Annotated in this window: 16 protein-coding genes and 1 pseudogene; 8 read left to right on the top strand and 9 right to left on the bottom strand. The window is 61.9% G+C overall.

Annotated features, from left to right (window positions below):
* The 5 genes from C404_RS51690 to C404_RS51710 are packed head-to-tail and all read right to left on the bottom strand — an operon-like array spanning window position 1 to window position 3810.
* Window positions 1-1362, bottom strand: coding sequence for an MFS transporter (locus C404_RS51690; RefSeq protein ID WP_031329911.1), 1362 nt, complete (start codon window positions 1360-1362; stop codon window positions 1-3).
* A 59-nt stretch (window positions 1363-1421) separates the two neighbouring features.
* Window positions 1422-1853: an ExbD/TolR family protein gene (locus C404_RS51695; protein WP_021196694.1), complete on the bottom strand. Its 432-nt coding sequence runs from the start codon at window positions 1851-1853 to the stop codon at window positions 1422-1424.
* A gap of 34 nt (window positions 1854-1887) precedes the next feature.
* The gene (locus C404_RS51700) at window positions 1888-2319 is read right to left on the bottom strand and encodes an ExbD/TolR family protein (protein ID WP_021196695.1); all 432 of its coding nucleotides are present in this window, start codon (window positions 2317-2319) and stop codon (window positions 1888-1890) included.
* A gap of 3 nt (window positions 2320-2322) precedes the next feature.
* Window positions 2323-3111 (bottom strand): MotA/TolQ/ExbB proton channel family protein, encoded by a 789-nt coding sequence (locus C404_RS60920; RefSeq protein WP_021196696.1) that lies wholly within the window; start codon window positions 3109-3111, stop codon window positions 2323-2325.
* A gap of 57 nt (window positions 3112-3168) precedes the next feature.
* Window positions 3169-3810 (bottom strand): energy transducer TonB, encoded by a 642-nt coding sequence (locus C404_RS51710; protein ID WP_031329914.1) that lies wholly within the window; start codon window positions 3808-3810, stop codon window positions 3169-3171.
* Window positions 3811-4157: 347 nt separating this feature from the next.
* Here C404_RS51710 and C404_RS51715 point away from each other — a divergent pair, with 347 nt between their 5' ends.
* Window positions 4158-4868: a response regulator gene (locus C404_RS51715; protein WP_021196698.1), complete on the top strand. Its 711-nt coding sequence runs from the start codon at window positions 4158-4160 to the stop codon at window positions 4866-4868.
* A 76-nt stretch (window positions 4869-4944) separates the two neighbouring features.
* On the opposite strand, the gene C404_RS51720 is transcribed toward C404_RS51715, so the two are convergent.
* Window positions 4945-6120, bottom strand: a complete 1176-nt coding sequence (locus tag C404_RS51720) for a chromate transporter (protein ID WP_031329917.1) — start codon at window positions 6118-6120, stop codon at window positions 4945-4947.
* Between the two features lie 45 nt (window positions 6121-6165).
* On the bottom strand, window positions 6166-7134 hold the full coding sequence (locus C404_RS51725; RefSeq protein WP_031329918.1) for a chromate resistance protein ChrB domain-containing protein: 969 nt from the start codon (window positions 7132-7134) through the stop codon (window positions 6166-6168).
* Between the two features lie 124 nt (window positions 7135-7258).
* On the opposite strand from C404_RS51725, the gene C404_RS51730 reads away from it, so the two are divergent.
* A complete protein-coding gene (locus C404_RS51730) occupies window positions 7259-7582 on the top strand; it encodes an ArsR/SmtB family transcription factor (protein WP_021196701.1) in 324 nt (107 codons plus the stop codon).
* A gap of 13 nt (window positions 7583-7595) precedes the next feature.
* Window positions 7596-7841: pseudogene (locus C404_RS51735) on the top strand (low molecular weight phosphatase family protein); the annotation flags it as partial.
* Window positions 7842-8193: 352 nt separating this feature from the next.
* Here the strand turns inward: C404_RS51735 and C404_RS51740 are convergent.
* On the bottom strand, window positions 8194-9126 hold the full coding sequence (locus C404_RS51740; protein ID WP_021196703.1) for a LysR substrate-binding domain-containing protein: 933 nt from the start codon (window positions 9124-9126) through the stop codon (window positions 8194-8196).
* A 191-nt stretch (window positions 9127-9317) separates the two neighbouring features.
* On the opposite strand from C404_RS51740, the gene C404_RS51745 reads away from it, so the two are divergent.
* The 5 genes from C404_RS51745 to C404_RS51765 are packed head-to-tail and all read left to right on the top strand — an operon-like array spanning window position 9318 to window position 13381.
* Window positions 9318-9977, top strand: coding sequence for an RraA family protein (locus tag C404_RS51745; RefSeq protein ID WP_021196704.1), 660 nt, complete (start codon window positions 9318-9320; stop codon window positions 9975-9977).
* A gap of 32 nt (window positions 9978-10009) precedes the next feature.
* Window positions 10010-10690 (top strand): RraA family protein, encoded by a 681-nt coding sequence (locus C404_RS51750; protein ID WP_021196705.1) that lies wholly within the window; start codon window positions 10010-10012, stop codon window positions 10688-10690.
* Between the two features lie 5 nt (window positions 10691-10695).
* Window positions 10696-11331, top strand: coding sequence for an RraA family protein (locus tag C404_RS51755; RefSeq protein ID WP_021196706.1), 636 nt, complete (start codon window positions 10696-10698; stop codon window positions 11329-11331).
* Window positions 11331-12548, top strand: a complete 1218-nt coding sequence (locus C404_RS51760) for a pyridoxal phosphate-dependent aminotransferase (protein ID WP_021196707.1) — start codon at window positions 11331-11333, stop codon at window positions 12546-12548. Before C404_RS51755 ends, C404_RS51760 begins: the two co-directional genes overlap by 1 nt.
* A gap of 23 nt (window positions 12549-12571) precedes the next feature.
* Window positions 12572-13381 carry an alpha/beta fold hydrolase gene (locus C404_RS51765; protein ID WP_021196708.1) on the top strand — a complete coding sequence of 270 codons (810 nt, stop codon included), beginning with the start codon at window positions 12572-12574 and terminating at the stop codon, window positions 13379-13381.
* Window positions 13382-13516: 135 nt separating this feature from the next.
* Here the strand turns inward: C404_RS51765 and C404_RS51770 are convergent, their stop codons facing one another.
* Window positions 13517-14425, bottom strand: a complete 909-nt coding sequence (locus C404_RS51770) for a LysR family transcriptional regulator (RefSeq protein WP_021196709.1) — start codon at window positions 14423-14425, stop codon at window positions 13517-13519.
* Window positions 14426-14622 lie beyond the last annotated feature (197 nt).

Genomic DNA, 14622 nt, shown 5'->3' on the forward strand with positions numbered 1-14622 from the left:
CTATGCGTAGCGTTCGATGGCGTCGCGCACGCCTTTGCCGGCTGCGCGCATCAGCACGCACGCGGAAAAGAAGCCAACTAGGGCGACGCCAATGATCGTCAGCAGGAGACCGTGGTTGACCGCATGCAGGTGGTCCGACATCACGCCGATGAATACCGGGCTACCAGCTTGGACGACGATGGTTGTCAGCACGCCGATGGCGGCCACGCGCGAGCGCAGATGGGCTGGGCAGATGCTTTGCATGATCGCGGGGAACAGCACCATGCCGGCGACTACGCAAGCGAACTGCAGACCGAAGAGGCCGTAGACGAGCGTCACCGAACCGGCGGTCAGGTAGAGGAGAGAGACCAGACCGGCGGCAAGGGCGCCCCACTCACACACACGCATCGGGGCCAAAACGCCGAAGCGAGGCCCGATGCGGCGAGCGATCAGCCAGCCCAGGATGCAGCCAACGATGCTGCCGATGCTGGCTGCGGCCCCCAATCCACCACCAGCCGCGGCTGGGGCCGCGCCAAAGTTCCGCACGGCAACAATCGGCATCCACGTGGTGATGCCGGCGAACGCCATGTTGACCAACGCAATCGCGCCGAAGAATTTCGCCATCATGGTCCATTCGCGTCGGAAGTAGACACGCGCGGTCAGGGGCGACGTAGCGACTTGCCCGGCGGCTTGCAGATGCCTGCCGGGGTCGCCGTGCTTGGGCCGGATCATGGCGACCAGAATGACCAGCAGCGGCGCAGGGATGGCAACGGCAAAGAACGCCAGGCGCCAGGGCGAGAAGCTCGCCAGCGCACTGGGTAGCGTGCCGTGCATCGTCGTGACACCCTGCAGTAGCGCGCCCCCCAACGCCATGCCCGCACCGGCGCCGAGCAGATTGACCAGCGCGAACACCGAGTTGGCGAGCACGCGCTGTCGTGCGGGAAACAGGTCGGGAATCATGCCGTAGATGATGGGCATCAATCCGGCTTCTCCGATGCCCAATCCGATCGAGGCGATGAAGAGTTGCCAGAAGCCAGTGGTGAGCCCGCAGGTGGCAGTCGCTGCGCTCCAGACCAAGATGCACACCGCCAGCACGAGGCGGCGGTCGACGCGGTCGGCCACCCACCCAATTGGCAGCGCCGCCGCGCCCGCAAAGAGCGCGATGCCGGCGCCCTGCAGCAGGCCGATCTGCAGGTCCGAGAGACCGAAATCCTGCCGGATGGGTTCGGTAAGGAGGACCAGTATCTGCCGGTCGATATTGGCAAAGAACGCGACGATCACGAGTACTGCGAGGCCGAACCAGGCAAGCGCGCCAGCGGACGCTTCCCTTGGCGGGGAGATCCCCATGGCGGGGGAAGGTAAGTCGAGTTTCGAGTCGAACATGGCGGAGCCGACAAGTGAGGAGGGTGCGAGAAGGTGACCGGGTGACCGCGCAGTGCCGCTTACGGCATGTACTGCTCGTTGCCGACCAGCCCGATGCGCTTCACACCCAGCCGCTGGGCGGACGCCATGACCATGGCAACGGCCCGATACGGCGCCGCCTTGTCCGGACGCAGATGCAGCTCAGTTGGTGCCGGGTCCGCGCTGACCGCCTCAAGCCGGCTTTCCAGTTGCGCGCGGGTGGCCACCGGCTCGCCATTCCAGGCGAGCGAGCCATCGGGTGCGACGTCGATCTGCACGATGGTCGGCGTTGTCTGCTGGGGCTGCGCCGGCGCGTCGGTCGGCATGTCCAGCTTTACCGCATGCGTTTGGATGGGGATCGTGAGGATGAGCATGATGAGCAGCACGAGCATCACGTCGATCAACGGGGTGGTGTTGATCTCGACCAGGACCTCGGCCTCATCGCCGTTGCCGCCATGCATCGTCATTGCCATGACGGGCCTCCTTGTGGTGTGAATGGGTGACTGGTTATTGGCGCGGTGGTGCTTCGGTAATGAAGTCCACCTTCGCGATACCGGCGCGTTGACAGGCGAGCACGACACGTCCGATGGCCGCGTAACGTGCATCCAGGTCGCCACGGATGTGCACTTCCGGCTGCGGTGTCTGCACGGCCACCGTCTTGAGCCTGTCGACAAGCGCTTGGGTGTCCGGCACATGGCCTTCATTCCAGAACACGTCGCCGTCTTTCGTGACCGCGAGGATCACGTTCTGGGCTGTGGTTTGCAGCGGGTGGACGGCTTCTTTGGGAAGCGTGACCGGCACGGTGTGTGAGACCACCGGAATGGTGATCAGGAAGATGATCAGCAGCACCAGCATCACGTCCACCAATGGCGTCGTGTTGATGGTGGACATCACCTCATCGTGCTCGTCACTGCTGCCAGTTCCGACGGACATGGCCATGGCTCACCCCACGCGCGCAATGGCCATGGACCGCGTTGCGGCGGCAGCGGCAGCCGTGGTCTTGCCTGTGAAGAGAACGGTATGCAGTTCGGCGGAGAAGCCGCGCACGCGCTCCATCACCGCCTTGTTGCGCCGGACCAGCCAGTTGTAGCCGAGCACAGCCGGCACGGCCACGGCCAGGCCGATGGCGGTCATGATCAAGGCTTCACCCACGGGGCCGGCCACTTTGTCGATCGATGCCTGGCCGGCAATGCCGATGGCCGTCAGCGCGTGATAGATGCCCCACACCGTCCCGAACAGCCCCACGAATGGCGCGGTTGACCCGACGGTACCCAGGAAGGAGAGGCCGTCCTGCAGGCGATTGGAAACGGTGTTGGTTGCACGCTCAACGGCGGTGGTGACCCACGTATCCAGGTTGATCTGCTCAAGCATCGCGCCATCGTGGTGATCCCATGCAGAGAGGCCGGCATGTGCAATGAAGCGGAAGGGGCAGTCCTCGTTGAGCGCGCGTGCGCCCTCTGCAAGTGTGGGCGCGGTCCAGAAGACCTCTTCGGCAGCTTTTGCACGGCGGAGCACGCGCGCCTGTTCAAGCAGCTTCGCGACGATGATGTACCAGCTGCCCATCGACATCACGATGAGGATCAGCAGCGTACCGCGGGCAATCAGATCGCCACCTTTCCAAAGCGCTTCGAGGCCGTATGGATTCGTGACCGCATCGGTGGCGGCATGCGCTGCGCTGGTTGCCAGCGTCAGAGCGATGGCGGCAGCAGCTGGGTAGAAGCGTTTGAACATATTTGTCTCCTGGAACGTGTTGGAACAACGTGATGGCATCGGCTGTCGGTTGCAGCCTCAATCGAGCTTGAAAGAGAAAGGCACCTGCACGCGCACCTCCTGGCCTTGCGCGATGCAGTGGAACTGCCGCACGGCGTTCTCAGCCGCGCGATCCAACACAGGTGCGGCGGATGTCGTGACACGCAGGTCTTTCACGTTGCCGTCGGTACCGACCGTGAACGCCACGACAACGTCGCCCGTGAGGCTGTCTTTGATCGCTTCACGCGGGTAGCGGATGCCCGCGCGCACCTGCGTCGAGTTCGGACACACAACGCCCACGCTTGCGGCAACGGGCGCGGGTGCCGCCGCCGGTGCTGGAGGTGCGACTGGTGCAGACGGCGTTGGTGCGGCCGACTGCGCGGTGATGGTGTTTTGCGACGGTGGTATAGCGGTATGGACTTCCGGCGGCGGCACAAACGGCGGTGGTGCAACGTGCTTCGGCCGCGGCGGGGGCTCTACCAGCTTCTTGGGGGGCGGCGGAGGCGGGGGCGGAGGCTTGACCTCTTCAATCAGACGCGTTTCGATCGGCGTCGTGATGATCTTCACGACGTTGGTTGCGATACCGCTTAGCAGCGCGTACAGGATCACCACATGCAATGCGATCACGAATGCGATGCCGGCCATTCGACGAGCGTGCGGTTTGGGTTGGGCGTAGTTCATATGCCACGTGTCTCCTGCCTTGATAGGTCTTGTTGAGGAGCACGTTAAAGCCTGGGCATTTCCACTTCATCTCGACTTTGTATCGAGGTTGATACGAAGCTGGATGCGCGGGAGGTAGCGCCCGAGCGTGGCGCGATGGCGCGTGTGAAGCGCGCATCCCGTTGCGCTACCGGCGTGACCGGAATCTTGCGGGGCGCTTGGCCACGGACGTATGCGCAACAGCACCCAGATCGATTATTTCAAGCTTGAAATAATCCGTACAAAAAAGCCCTTATATTGGCGGCTCATAATTCCATGGGCGCGAGGGCGGCACGCAGCTGCTACGACACCGGAAAGGGGGAGACACCGTGACCAAATCGATTCATGTTCTCGCGGTCGACGACGACGCGCAGATCAGGGGCTTGCTGTGTGATTGCCTGGCCGATTTCGGCATGGTCACCACGCAAGCCGCCAACGGTGCCGATATGCATCGTGCGCTTGCAGACGGCACCGCCGATATTGTCGTGCTGGATCTGATGTTGCCGGATGGCGATGGGCTCGATCTGTGTCGCGAAATTCGCGCGAAGTCGGATATCCCGATCATCATCCTGACGGCGCGCGGTGAGATGACAGACAGAATCGTAGGACTCGAACTGGGCGCAGACGACTACGTCGTCAAACCGTTTGAGCCCCGTGAGCTGGTGGCGCGCATCCAGACCATCCTGCGCCGCACGCGCGCCCAATTGCATGCGCATGCCGATACCCAGGAAGAGTGCCGGTTCGCAAACTGGCGGCTGAACCTGATTGGCCGCCATTTGATCGCTGCCGACAACACGGTGATCCCGCTGTCGAACGCCGAGTTCCGCCTCCTCAATGCGTTCCTTGCCGCCCCGGGGCGCGTACTCAGCCGCGAATACCTGATGGATGCCGCGCGCGGCAAGTCAACCGATGCATTTGATCGCAGCATCGACGTGCAGATCTCGCGCTTGCGTCACAAGCTGAGAGAAGACATCAAGGAGCCCAAGCTGATTCGCACGATTCGCGGCGAAGGCTACATGCTCGATGCCAAGCAGCATTGAGTGTGGCTGAATCCGTTGGCATTGCCATTCGTGGTCCGGTGCAGGGTCGGTGATCCATCGCATGACAGCCGCCAGCTCAATGATGGAGCAGCGGATAGACGGCTAGGCCGATCAAGGCTGCGCCAGCAACGATGATTGGCTCCGACAGCTTTTTGAACTTGAGCAGCAACGCCACCGTGACCAGCGCCAGCAGCGCGGTCGGCACGTCAACGATGGAGCGCTTGGCTAGCACGATCACTGCACCGGTGATGGCGCCTACGGCCGCTGCGGTCACGCCATCCACGAATGCCAGGATGGCCGGCAGCTTGCCGTATTTCTTAAAGTACGGTGCCGGCAGGATGGTGAACAGGTAGCACGGCAGAAACGTGCCAGCCGCTGCTACGCAGGCACCCGGCAAGCCCGCGATGAGATAGCCGATAAAGCCAACGGTGATCACGACCGGCCCGGGTGTGATCATGGCCACGGCCACTGCATCGACAAACTGCTTCTCGCTGAGCCAGTGGTGCTCGGTGACGACGCCGCCATACAGAAATGGCACGATGGCCAACCCCGAGCCGAACACGAAAGCGCCAGCTTTGGCGAAGAACACACCTATCTGGGACAGCAGCGGCCAGTCGATCATGCTCAGCATGCCGCTGCCTGCGGCGATGGGTGTCGCGGCAAACGCGTTCACCTTGCCCTGGCGTATCCACTTGGGCGGCGCGCGCCAAAACCAGACGAGTATGCCGCCCGCAAGGAACAGCCAGGCCACCTCCGACTCGGTGGCGACTGTCACCGCCGCCAGAGCCAGATAGATGAGCCACAGTAGCTTGTCCTTGCCGACACTCTTTGTCGTGAGTTTGTAGGCGCTGATAGCGATGATGCCAATCACCGCCGCGCCGACACCGTAGAATACCGACTGCATCCACGTTAGCCCGCCAAAGCGCACGTAGGCCCAACCCAACGCCACAACCATCAGGAACGACGGAATCACGAAGGCGATGCCAACCAGGGTCGCCCCGAGGATGCGGTAGTGAACGTAGCCCAAGTAGATGGCCAACTGCGCGGCCAGCGGCCCGGGCGCGAGCTGTGCTAGTGCAAGGCCCTCTTTGTAGTCGGCCTCCGTAATCCATTGGCGCGCTTCCACCAGATCACGACGCATGTAGCCAGCAAGCGCAACGGGACCGCCAAAACCAAAGGTGCCGAGTCGAAGGAAGTACAGCACCAGTTGCCGGAGCGCGTACCTTGGGCGCTCATGGAGGGATGGTGGCATTGGTGCAATGGTGCGGGGCGCGTTTGTCATCGCTTTTGAGCGGAGCTAGTTTGGTTTGCGGCTACCCGAGAAGTGGGCATATAGGGAGTCAAGAACGACGCTGAATTCCGTAAGAAGGACATCGTCATTGGCCAACCGCTTGCGAGCGCCGGCCAGGATGGCCTCGAATCCACTGGCTTCGGGGGCGGTGGTTCCGCCCACATCAAGCGCGTGCACCACGGCACCAATGCGGGCAAGCCCTGCGTTGTCGTCCAGACCGAAGCTCGCGAGCAGCACCTCGAACGACACCTTGTCGCCAACGTGGGTGAAGGTCGCACCGTCAAAGTCGAAGCCCAGTGCGTCGGCGGGGCAATCGGTTGGGCTTTCCAACCAAAGGAAGCGCGCATGCGGATCGATGAAACGCTGGATCAGCCAGGCGCTGGCGACGCGGTCCACCCAGAGGTGTTGGCGCGTGGCCCACACACGCCCTTGATACTGCGTGGGGTCGCGTCGCGCGATGCTGCCGGCCGTTGCTGAGCGAGGCTCACCGGTCGACTGCATCGCCTCAATCGCGCCCGCAAAATCGCGCCACTGCGCTTGTGCGCGGATGGAGGCTTCATTGGGGAAGAAGTCGATCCTGTGAATGGCCTCGTATGAGCGTGCGTGCCTGCGACGCAGTCGCTTGAGGTCGGCCGCTGCCAAGTCAGGCAGTGTTTTGCGGGCCTCGGCCAGTTCAGCGAGCCAATCCGTGTAATCAGACGTGCGATCGAACAGTGCCTGGTAGGCGGCTGTCTCGTCGGGCCCTTGAGCTTGGACGCGCAGAAGCCAGGCTTGCCCGTTCTCCTGCACGGCTTCGTCCGCAAGTGCATTGAGCTGGGAAGCCTGCTTCGCATGCGCGGGCAGCAGGTAGGCCCCGTCGCGCAGGGCGACACAGCCAAGCACTTTGACGGCGCGCCACACTCGCATGCGCACGGTCGCGCTGGAGGTCGGCAAGCTGACGATTAGCAAGAGCCAAGAGTCTGAAAGACGTGTCATGACAGCAGAATAGGTGGGCGTATGAATCGCAGCAATGCTGTAGATATCGCTACATGTCTGGCCGTCGAGATCCACTCAAGCGATGGCTCTTTCATTTATTCCATATTTCCAGTAAATTGGAAATATGGAAGAAGACATCGCCATCCGTTCCCTGGCCGCCCTCGCGCACAACCTGCGCCTGCGGGTGTTCCGCATGCTCGTGGTCGCGGGGCCTGCGGGCCTGACGCCCGGCGCCATTGCCGAGCAACTCGATGTGCCGGGCGCCACGCTGTCGTTCCATCTGAAGGAGTTGATGCATGCGCAACTCGTGACGCAGGAGCGTGATGGCCGGAACCTCATCTATCGCGCCGAATTTGCTCACATGAGCGCGCTGCTTGGCTTTCTGAGTGAGAACTGCTGCAAGGGCGAGCCATGTCTCGATGTCAGTTCCACGGCTTGTCAGTGCTGAGGCCTGTGCATCAATGACCACCAACGTACTGTTTCTCTGCACCCACAACTCCGCGCGCAGCGTGCTGAGCGAGGGCATGCTCAACCACTGGGCGCAGATGCTCAACAAGGATGTCCGCGCCTACAGCGCAGGCAGTGCGCCGAGCGGCCGTATCAACCCGTTCGCGCTGGAAGCGCTCGCCAATGCGGGCGTGGACACCAAGGGTTACCACAGCAAAAGCTGGGATGCGTTCGTGGCCGACGGTGCGCCACAGATGAAGGCGGGGTCAGATTGAGTATTGATCGCGTCCAGTTCTTGAATGCGAAGGTCTGAAACAACTGGTGCGATCCGTGTCAATACTGGCGCGCGTGACGCAAAGTCAAGGCTCTTCAAAGCCGGTAACGGCCGTTCCTGACAGCGGAACTTACTGTCGTAGTGGTCTTCTACGACGATCTAAGCGTGGAGACGCGACTTCGAGGCGGCCGCTGCTCGGGCAAGAATGTTTCCTCACTTTGTTTTCGGGGAGCATTGCCATCACGGTGGGCGAGTAGACGATGAAATAGCCAGCTCATTCCTGTAGTCAGCGCGCCGACAATATCCGGCCAATTGCCGCGTCACTTGACAGACAAGTCTCATCGTGAGGCGACTGCGCGAGACTTTCCTCGATTTTGAGTTCGAAGCAACGACACGATGGAATCCATCATCGGGTGAGGGCGGTCGGCTTTCCACACTGCGGCTGCGGTCACGACCATCACGCGCTCCAGTAGTGGTCGTATCACTACGTTGTCGGGTGCCAGCTTGCGCATGGATGAGGGAACGAGTGCAACGCCCTGGCCGCAACTCACGTACGCAATCTGGGACGCGACGGATCGCACCTCGTGATGGACGCGTGGTGCAAAACCGTGGCTTCGGCAAACGGCCGCCAGCATGTCGAAGTACACGGGGCTCACCTGCCGTGACGACATCACCAACTGTTCGCTTGCCAGCGATCGCAATCGTATCCGCGGCAATTCGGCCAGCGGATGATTTTTCTGCAGGGCTACTGCGAGCCGATCCTCCGACAGGGGTAGGGTCGCAATCCCACTGCCGACAGGGCCATCCAGCCTTGCAAATGCAAGATCCAGCTCCCCGGCTTCCAGGCCAGGAACAGCCTCCACGCTATCGATCTCGCGCACGAACACCGTCAGCTGAGGGTGCATCTGACGGAGTTGATCGAGCAACGGCGGAACCGTGTCGAGCATGGCCGATGTGATGGCGCCGACATGCAGCACGCCCGATTGGCCCGCCGCCACCTCCCGCACGACTTGTTCCAGACGTTCAACCTGACTGGCGAACTGGCGCACCGCGGGCAGAATCGCCGCCCCTGCCGGACTCAGCTGGGTCCCCCGCCGTGAGCGATAGAACAGCTGCAGCTTGAGCGATTGCTCCAGCACCTTGATTTGCTCCGTCAATGGCGGCTGCGACATGTTCAACCGCTTTGCCGCCCGCCCGAAATGCTGTTCTTCGGCGACCGTCAGGAACATCCATAGCTGGCGTATCAGCCGGAAGTCGATTGCGTTGCTCATGTCGGCGTATCTCCTGACGAATGATTTGAGGGGCACGGTGCGAATCCAGCCACGGCCATCAGCGAATGATTACGCCGAGAACGGATGCCTCTTCTGTTCCGAATATCGTATCAGCGAGATACGAAATGGGAAATTTACATATCAGCTGAGTGCCGCGACGATGCTCGAAACTGTCAACCGGATTCAGCGTGATGAACCAGACTTCGCTCCTCAACCGTCTTGCATCGCTTGACACCAACACGGTGTCCGATGCGCTCGATTTTCTTGGCCTGCCTGGCGCTACTTACGGGCTGCGCCCATTGTGGGACTGCCCCAAGATCGTCGGCCGCGCCAGCACCATCCAACTTGGTCCAAAGGCTGACGCCAAGCCCACGGTGCATTTGATTTCTCCGGTCATTGACGCGGTGCAGACGGACGACCGCGTCCTCGTCATCGCGGGTGGAGCGGAAGGCATTTCGTGCTGGGGCGACATCCTGGCCAACGCTGCCACGGCCAAGCAGATCCGGGGCTCGGTCATTGATGGTCTGAGCCGAGATATCGAGGGAAGCGAGTCAATCGGTTACCCGGTCTACGGGCGCGGCGTCACGATGATCAGCGCGCGCAATCGTGTCATTCAGATCGACTCGGGCACGCCCGTGCAGATGGCGGGCGTGACTGTCAACGAAGACGACTATGTGATCGCCGACCGCTGCGGCACCGTCTTTGTGCCGGCGACGCGCATCGAAGAGGTACTTAGCTTGGGCGAACGTATCGCGCGCAGGCAGGACGGCATGGTGGCCGCCGTGCGGACGGGCCGTTCTGTGGCCGAGGTGATGCACGACAAGGAATTCGAAGCGATCGCCGCCTCCTGAGCGAAAGATCCACTCCTTTTGGAACTCTGCATATGACGAATCCCCACAAAGCCAGCACGGAAGACCGCGAACTGGTGGCCCTCTTTGAGGGATTGGACACCCCCGGCGTGTCCGACGCGATGGACAAGCTCGGTCTACACGGCCAGGCGCTCGGCATCATGCCGTTGGACAACTATCGCAAAGCTGTCGTCGGTCCCGCTTTCACGGTGAAGTACGTGCCGGCCAGCAACCCGCCCGGCACTGTGGGCGACTTCATTGACGACGTTGCCGAAGGCGATGTCGTCGTGCTCGACAACGATGGCCGCACCGACTGTACGGTTTGGGGCGACATCATGACCCAGTACGCTGGCTTGCGCGGTATCGCCGGCACCGTCATCGACGGCGTCTGCCGCGACGTGACCAAGGCGCTGGGCGACAGCTACCCGATGTTCTCGGCGGGCCGCTTCATGCGGACCGGTAAGGATCGCGTGCAGGTGGAGGCGGTGAATACCACGGTTGCAGTCGGGTCCGCCAGGGTGGCTCCGCGCGACATCGTGGTGGCCGACGCGAACGGCGTCGTCATCGTTCCGCGCGGCCGCGCACGTGAAGTGGCCGAGACCGCGCGCAAGATCGAGGAGATCGAGTCGCGTATCCGCGAACAGATCGCGCAGAGCAAGTCGCTGGGCGAGGCCCGCGCGGCACTGGGCTACCACAAGCTGCAAACCAAGGAGTAAGCGCCATGGCCACAACCTACAGCGATGTGCAACGCGCGCAGGCGTGCAAGCTTGGTACCTCCACCCTGTTCGAGGCGTCTGGCGTTCCCACCAGTGCAGTTGATCCGGCGATTCGCACGGTATGGGCTGGTGCGTCGGTCGCGGGCCCGGCCTATCCGCTCGAATGCTCGCCAGGAGATAACCTGTCCATCCACATCGCAATGGAGAAGGTGCCGCGCGGCAGCGTGCTGGTCATCTCGACCGGGGGTTTTGTTGCGGGTTATTGGGGCGAAGTGCTGACCGTGGCGGCAGAGGCGGCGGGCGTGGTTGGTCTGATCATTGACGGTGGCGTGCGCGACATTGCTGCGCTGACAGCGCGCCGCTTTCCGGTGTTCACGCGCGGCGTCTGCATGCGCGGCACGATCAAGGCCAGTGCACCTTCGATCGGTCAGCCGATCAGCTTCGCCGGTACACCGGTGGTGGCTGGCGATCTGGTGGTTGCCGACGACGATGGCGTTCTCATCATTCCTGCCGCACAGGTTGAACATACGCTCGCGCAGGGCCAGGCGCGTGCCGACAAAGAGGCAAAGATGATGGAGGCACTACAGCAGGGCAAGAGCACGCTGGAGTTGATGGGCCTCACAAGCTGGAGGGCTGCGTAATGACCGATGCCGCCTACGGATTGAACCGCTTTCTCGCCGCCGCAAGGCCGTCAGCCACCTACCGCGTGATGGACCGCGTGGCCGCGCGGCGCGCCAGCGGTGCCAACGTCATCTCGCTGAGCGCGGGGGAGCCGGATTTCGATACCCCTGAGCACGTGCGCGAAGCTGGCATTGCCGCCATCCGTGCTGGACACACCCGGTATACGCAAGTGGCTGGGCTACGTGTACTGCGCGAGGCGATTGCCGCCAAGTTTCAGCGCGAAAACGACCTCGATGTGGACTGGCGCAACACGCTTGTGTGCAGTGGCGGCAAACAGGTGATCTTCAACGCGCTGGCAGCCACCCTCAATGAAGGCGACGAAGTCATCGTTCCGGCGCCGTATTGGGTGAGCTACCCCGAGATCGTGCAGCTATGCGGGGCACGCCCGGTCATCGTGGAGTGCGGCGCGCAGACAGGTTTCAAGCTGACCCCGCAGGCGCTTGCGCAGGCGCTGACGCGCAAAACGCGTTGGCTGATCCTGAACTCGCCTTCCAACCCGACCGGGGCTGTGTACACGCGCGAGGAGCTTCTCGCGCTGGCGGGTGTCCTGCTTGAGCATCCTGACGTGCTCGTGTTGTCCGACGACATTTACGAGCACCTGATCTTCGACGATCTGCCATTCTTCACCATCGCGCAGGTCGAGCCCCGACTGCGCGACCGTATCTTGACCATGAATGGCGTGTCGAAGGCTTACGCGATGACAGGCTGGCGAATCGGTTTCGGTACCGGGCCCGCTTGGTTGATCGAAGCAATGGAAAAACTGCAGGGCCAGCAAACTTCCGGTGCTTGCTCCATTTCGCAGCATGCGGCGCTCGCCGCCCTAACCGGGCCGCAGGACTTCATTGTGCAATCGCGCGTGGCTTTTCAGCGCCGGCGTGACATGGTTGTCGAATTGCTCAATCAGGCGCCAGGCTTGCACTGTGCTGTGCCGCAGGGTGCGTTCTACGCTTTCGCGTCATGCCAGGATCTGATTGGCAAGACTACGCCGACGGGGACGCATTTGGACAGTGACGAAGCCGTCGTCAACGCACTACTCGACGAAGCCGGTGTGGCTACCGTCCATGGGAGCGCTTTCGGCCTCGGTCCATACATTCGGATCGCCTACGCACTGGATGACTCGTCACTGCAGAAGGCATGCACGGCCATTCAAGAGTTCTGTCGCCCGCTCGTTGCGTGAGCCACTTCGGGAGCATGAATCCGATGTCTAAGGAATTTCTCAAGTCGCAGTTCTCTTTCGCCGTCGGCGACACGGCGGTCGACGTCTCCGCTATCCATCGCGATGGCGGCAAGGCACCGATCGTGTTCCTGCACGGCTTTGGTTCCACCAAAGAGGACTACGCCGATATCGTCCGCCATGCGGAATTCGCCGGCCACCCATTTGTCGCCTATGACGCTCCGGGTTGTGGTGAAACGCGCTGCGCGGACCTGTCGAAGATCAGCATCCCGTTCCTGGTGAGCACGGCGCTGGCTGTGCTGGACCGCGTGGGCTTCGATCGGTTCCATCTGGTCGGGCATTCAATGGGTGGACTGACAGCGTTGATGCTTGCACACGCACATCGGCATCGGGTCATCAGCTTTACCGACATTGAAGGTAACCTTGCCCCTGAGGACTGCTTTCTCAGCCGGCAGATCGTCGACTATCCGCGTGATGATGATGCCGAGCGCTTCTTCGATGACTTCATCGAGCGCACGCGACATGCCCCCGCCTACGCGAGCGCACTGTATGCCGCAAGCCTGCGTCACAAGGTCAGGGCTGGTGCCGTGGGCGGCATCTTCCGGTCGATGGTCGATCTGTCGGACAACGGCAAGTTGATGGAGAAATTCCTCGCGCTACCGTTTCCGCGCATGTTCATGTACGGCGAACAGAATGCATCGCTTTCCTATCTCGGCCACATTCGCGAGCGGGGCGTCGCGCTGGCGGAGATTCCGGAGTGTGGGCACTTTCCCATGTACTCGAATCCGGTTCTGATGTGGCGGGCGATCGCTGAGTTTCAGGCGCAAGCGGAGTAACGCGCATTCGCCGGTTTTCTGCCCAAGCTTGGCCAGGATGGGCGGTCGTGGACATATCGGCCGGGGGGGGCATCGCCGCATGATCTGCCCCCCCCTGGGCGACAGCACCGACTTCTACGACGCACCCAATCCGCCTCACGTTGGTGTAAACGGCGGCGGCATGGAGCGCATGAACCGATCCGCCTCCTGACAGGCCAGTTCCGCAACCAGGCGAATCGCGTCGGACGCCCGGCTTTCGAGATAGCTCACCACGAGCCCCTGCGGTGGTAACGGCAAATCCGTGGGGATGACTCTCAGCTCGCCTCGCTCAACGTCATCTCTCATTGGCGGCAGTGGCACAAACGCGTTGCCGAAGCCGCATTTCACGAATCGGGCGATGGCCGCGATCGAATTGACGCAGTGGACCGTCCCCATTGGAAGTCCCACCCGACGGTAGACATCCTTCAGCACAAGATACGGTTGTGAACCTCGACTCATCGTCACAACCGGTTGGGACAGCAATACCCGAATATCCGGGGCGGGTGCACCCAACTCCGGACGCCCGACCCAGCCGAGAGCCATAGGCAGGCACGTGATGCTGACAATGCCGTCACCCACCAACTGATCTGTCTGGAGGGCGATATCAATCTCTTCGTCCCGCAGGCTTTTGTGCAGGCGCTCGGTCGACTCGGAACTGAGCTGGACCTCGATGCCAGGATTTGAAGTCTGCAAATGCTCGATGAAACCAACGAGCCACGTGTGGACGATGCTGTCAATCGCGCCGATGCGCACATTGCCCAGAATCGCCTGATCCGTGCGGCCCAGCTGCATGATGTATTCCTGCAGTTCGAGCATCCGCTCGCCATAGCCAATCAGCCGTAAACCCACGGGCGTCAGTCTGAGGTCTCGCGCATCGCGGTCGAACACACGTGCCCCGATCTCCTCTTCGAGCGAAGCAATGCGGTTGGAGATTGCCGCTTGAGTGATATGCAGGCGCTCCGCTGCTGCACGGAAACTTCCGAGTTTCACGACAAGGATGAAGCTCTGAAGAAAGCGCGTGTTCATCGCCAACTATGCCTTGATAAAACATCTAGTGTGCGCGGCGCGCGCGACTTGGACAACCTATGCGAGACGAATCTAGGCAAATCGCGAGCCCCGGACTTTCCCTAATCCATCGGTACGCGATCTCCTTGCAGCCTCTCGCACTTCGCGATTGCACTGGCATATACACCGCATGGGCATAAACCCTTGGATTCGTTACT

Source organism: Ralstonia sp. AU12-08, assembly GCF_000442475.1.
In the GTDB taxonomy this organism is placed as follows: domain Bacteria; phylum Pseudomonadota; class Gammaproteobacteria; order Burkholderiales; family Burkholderiaceae; genus Ralstonia; species Ralstonia insidiosa.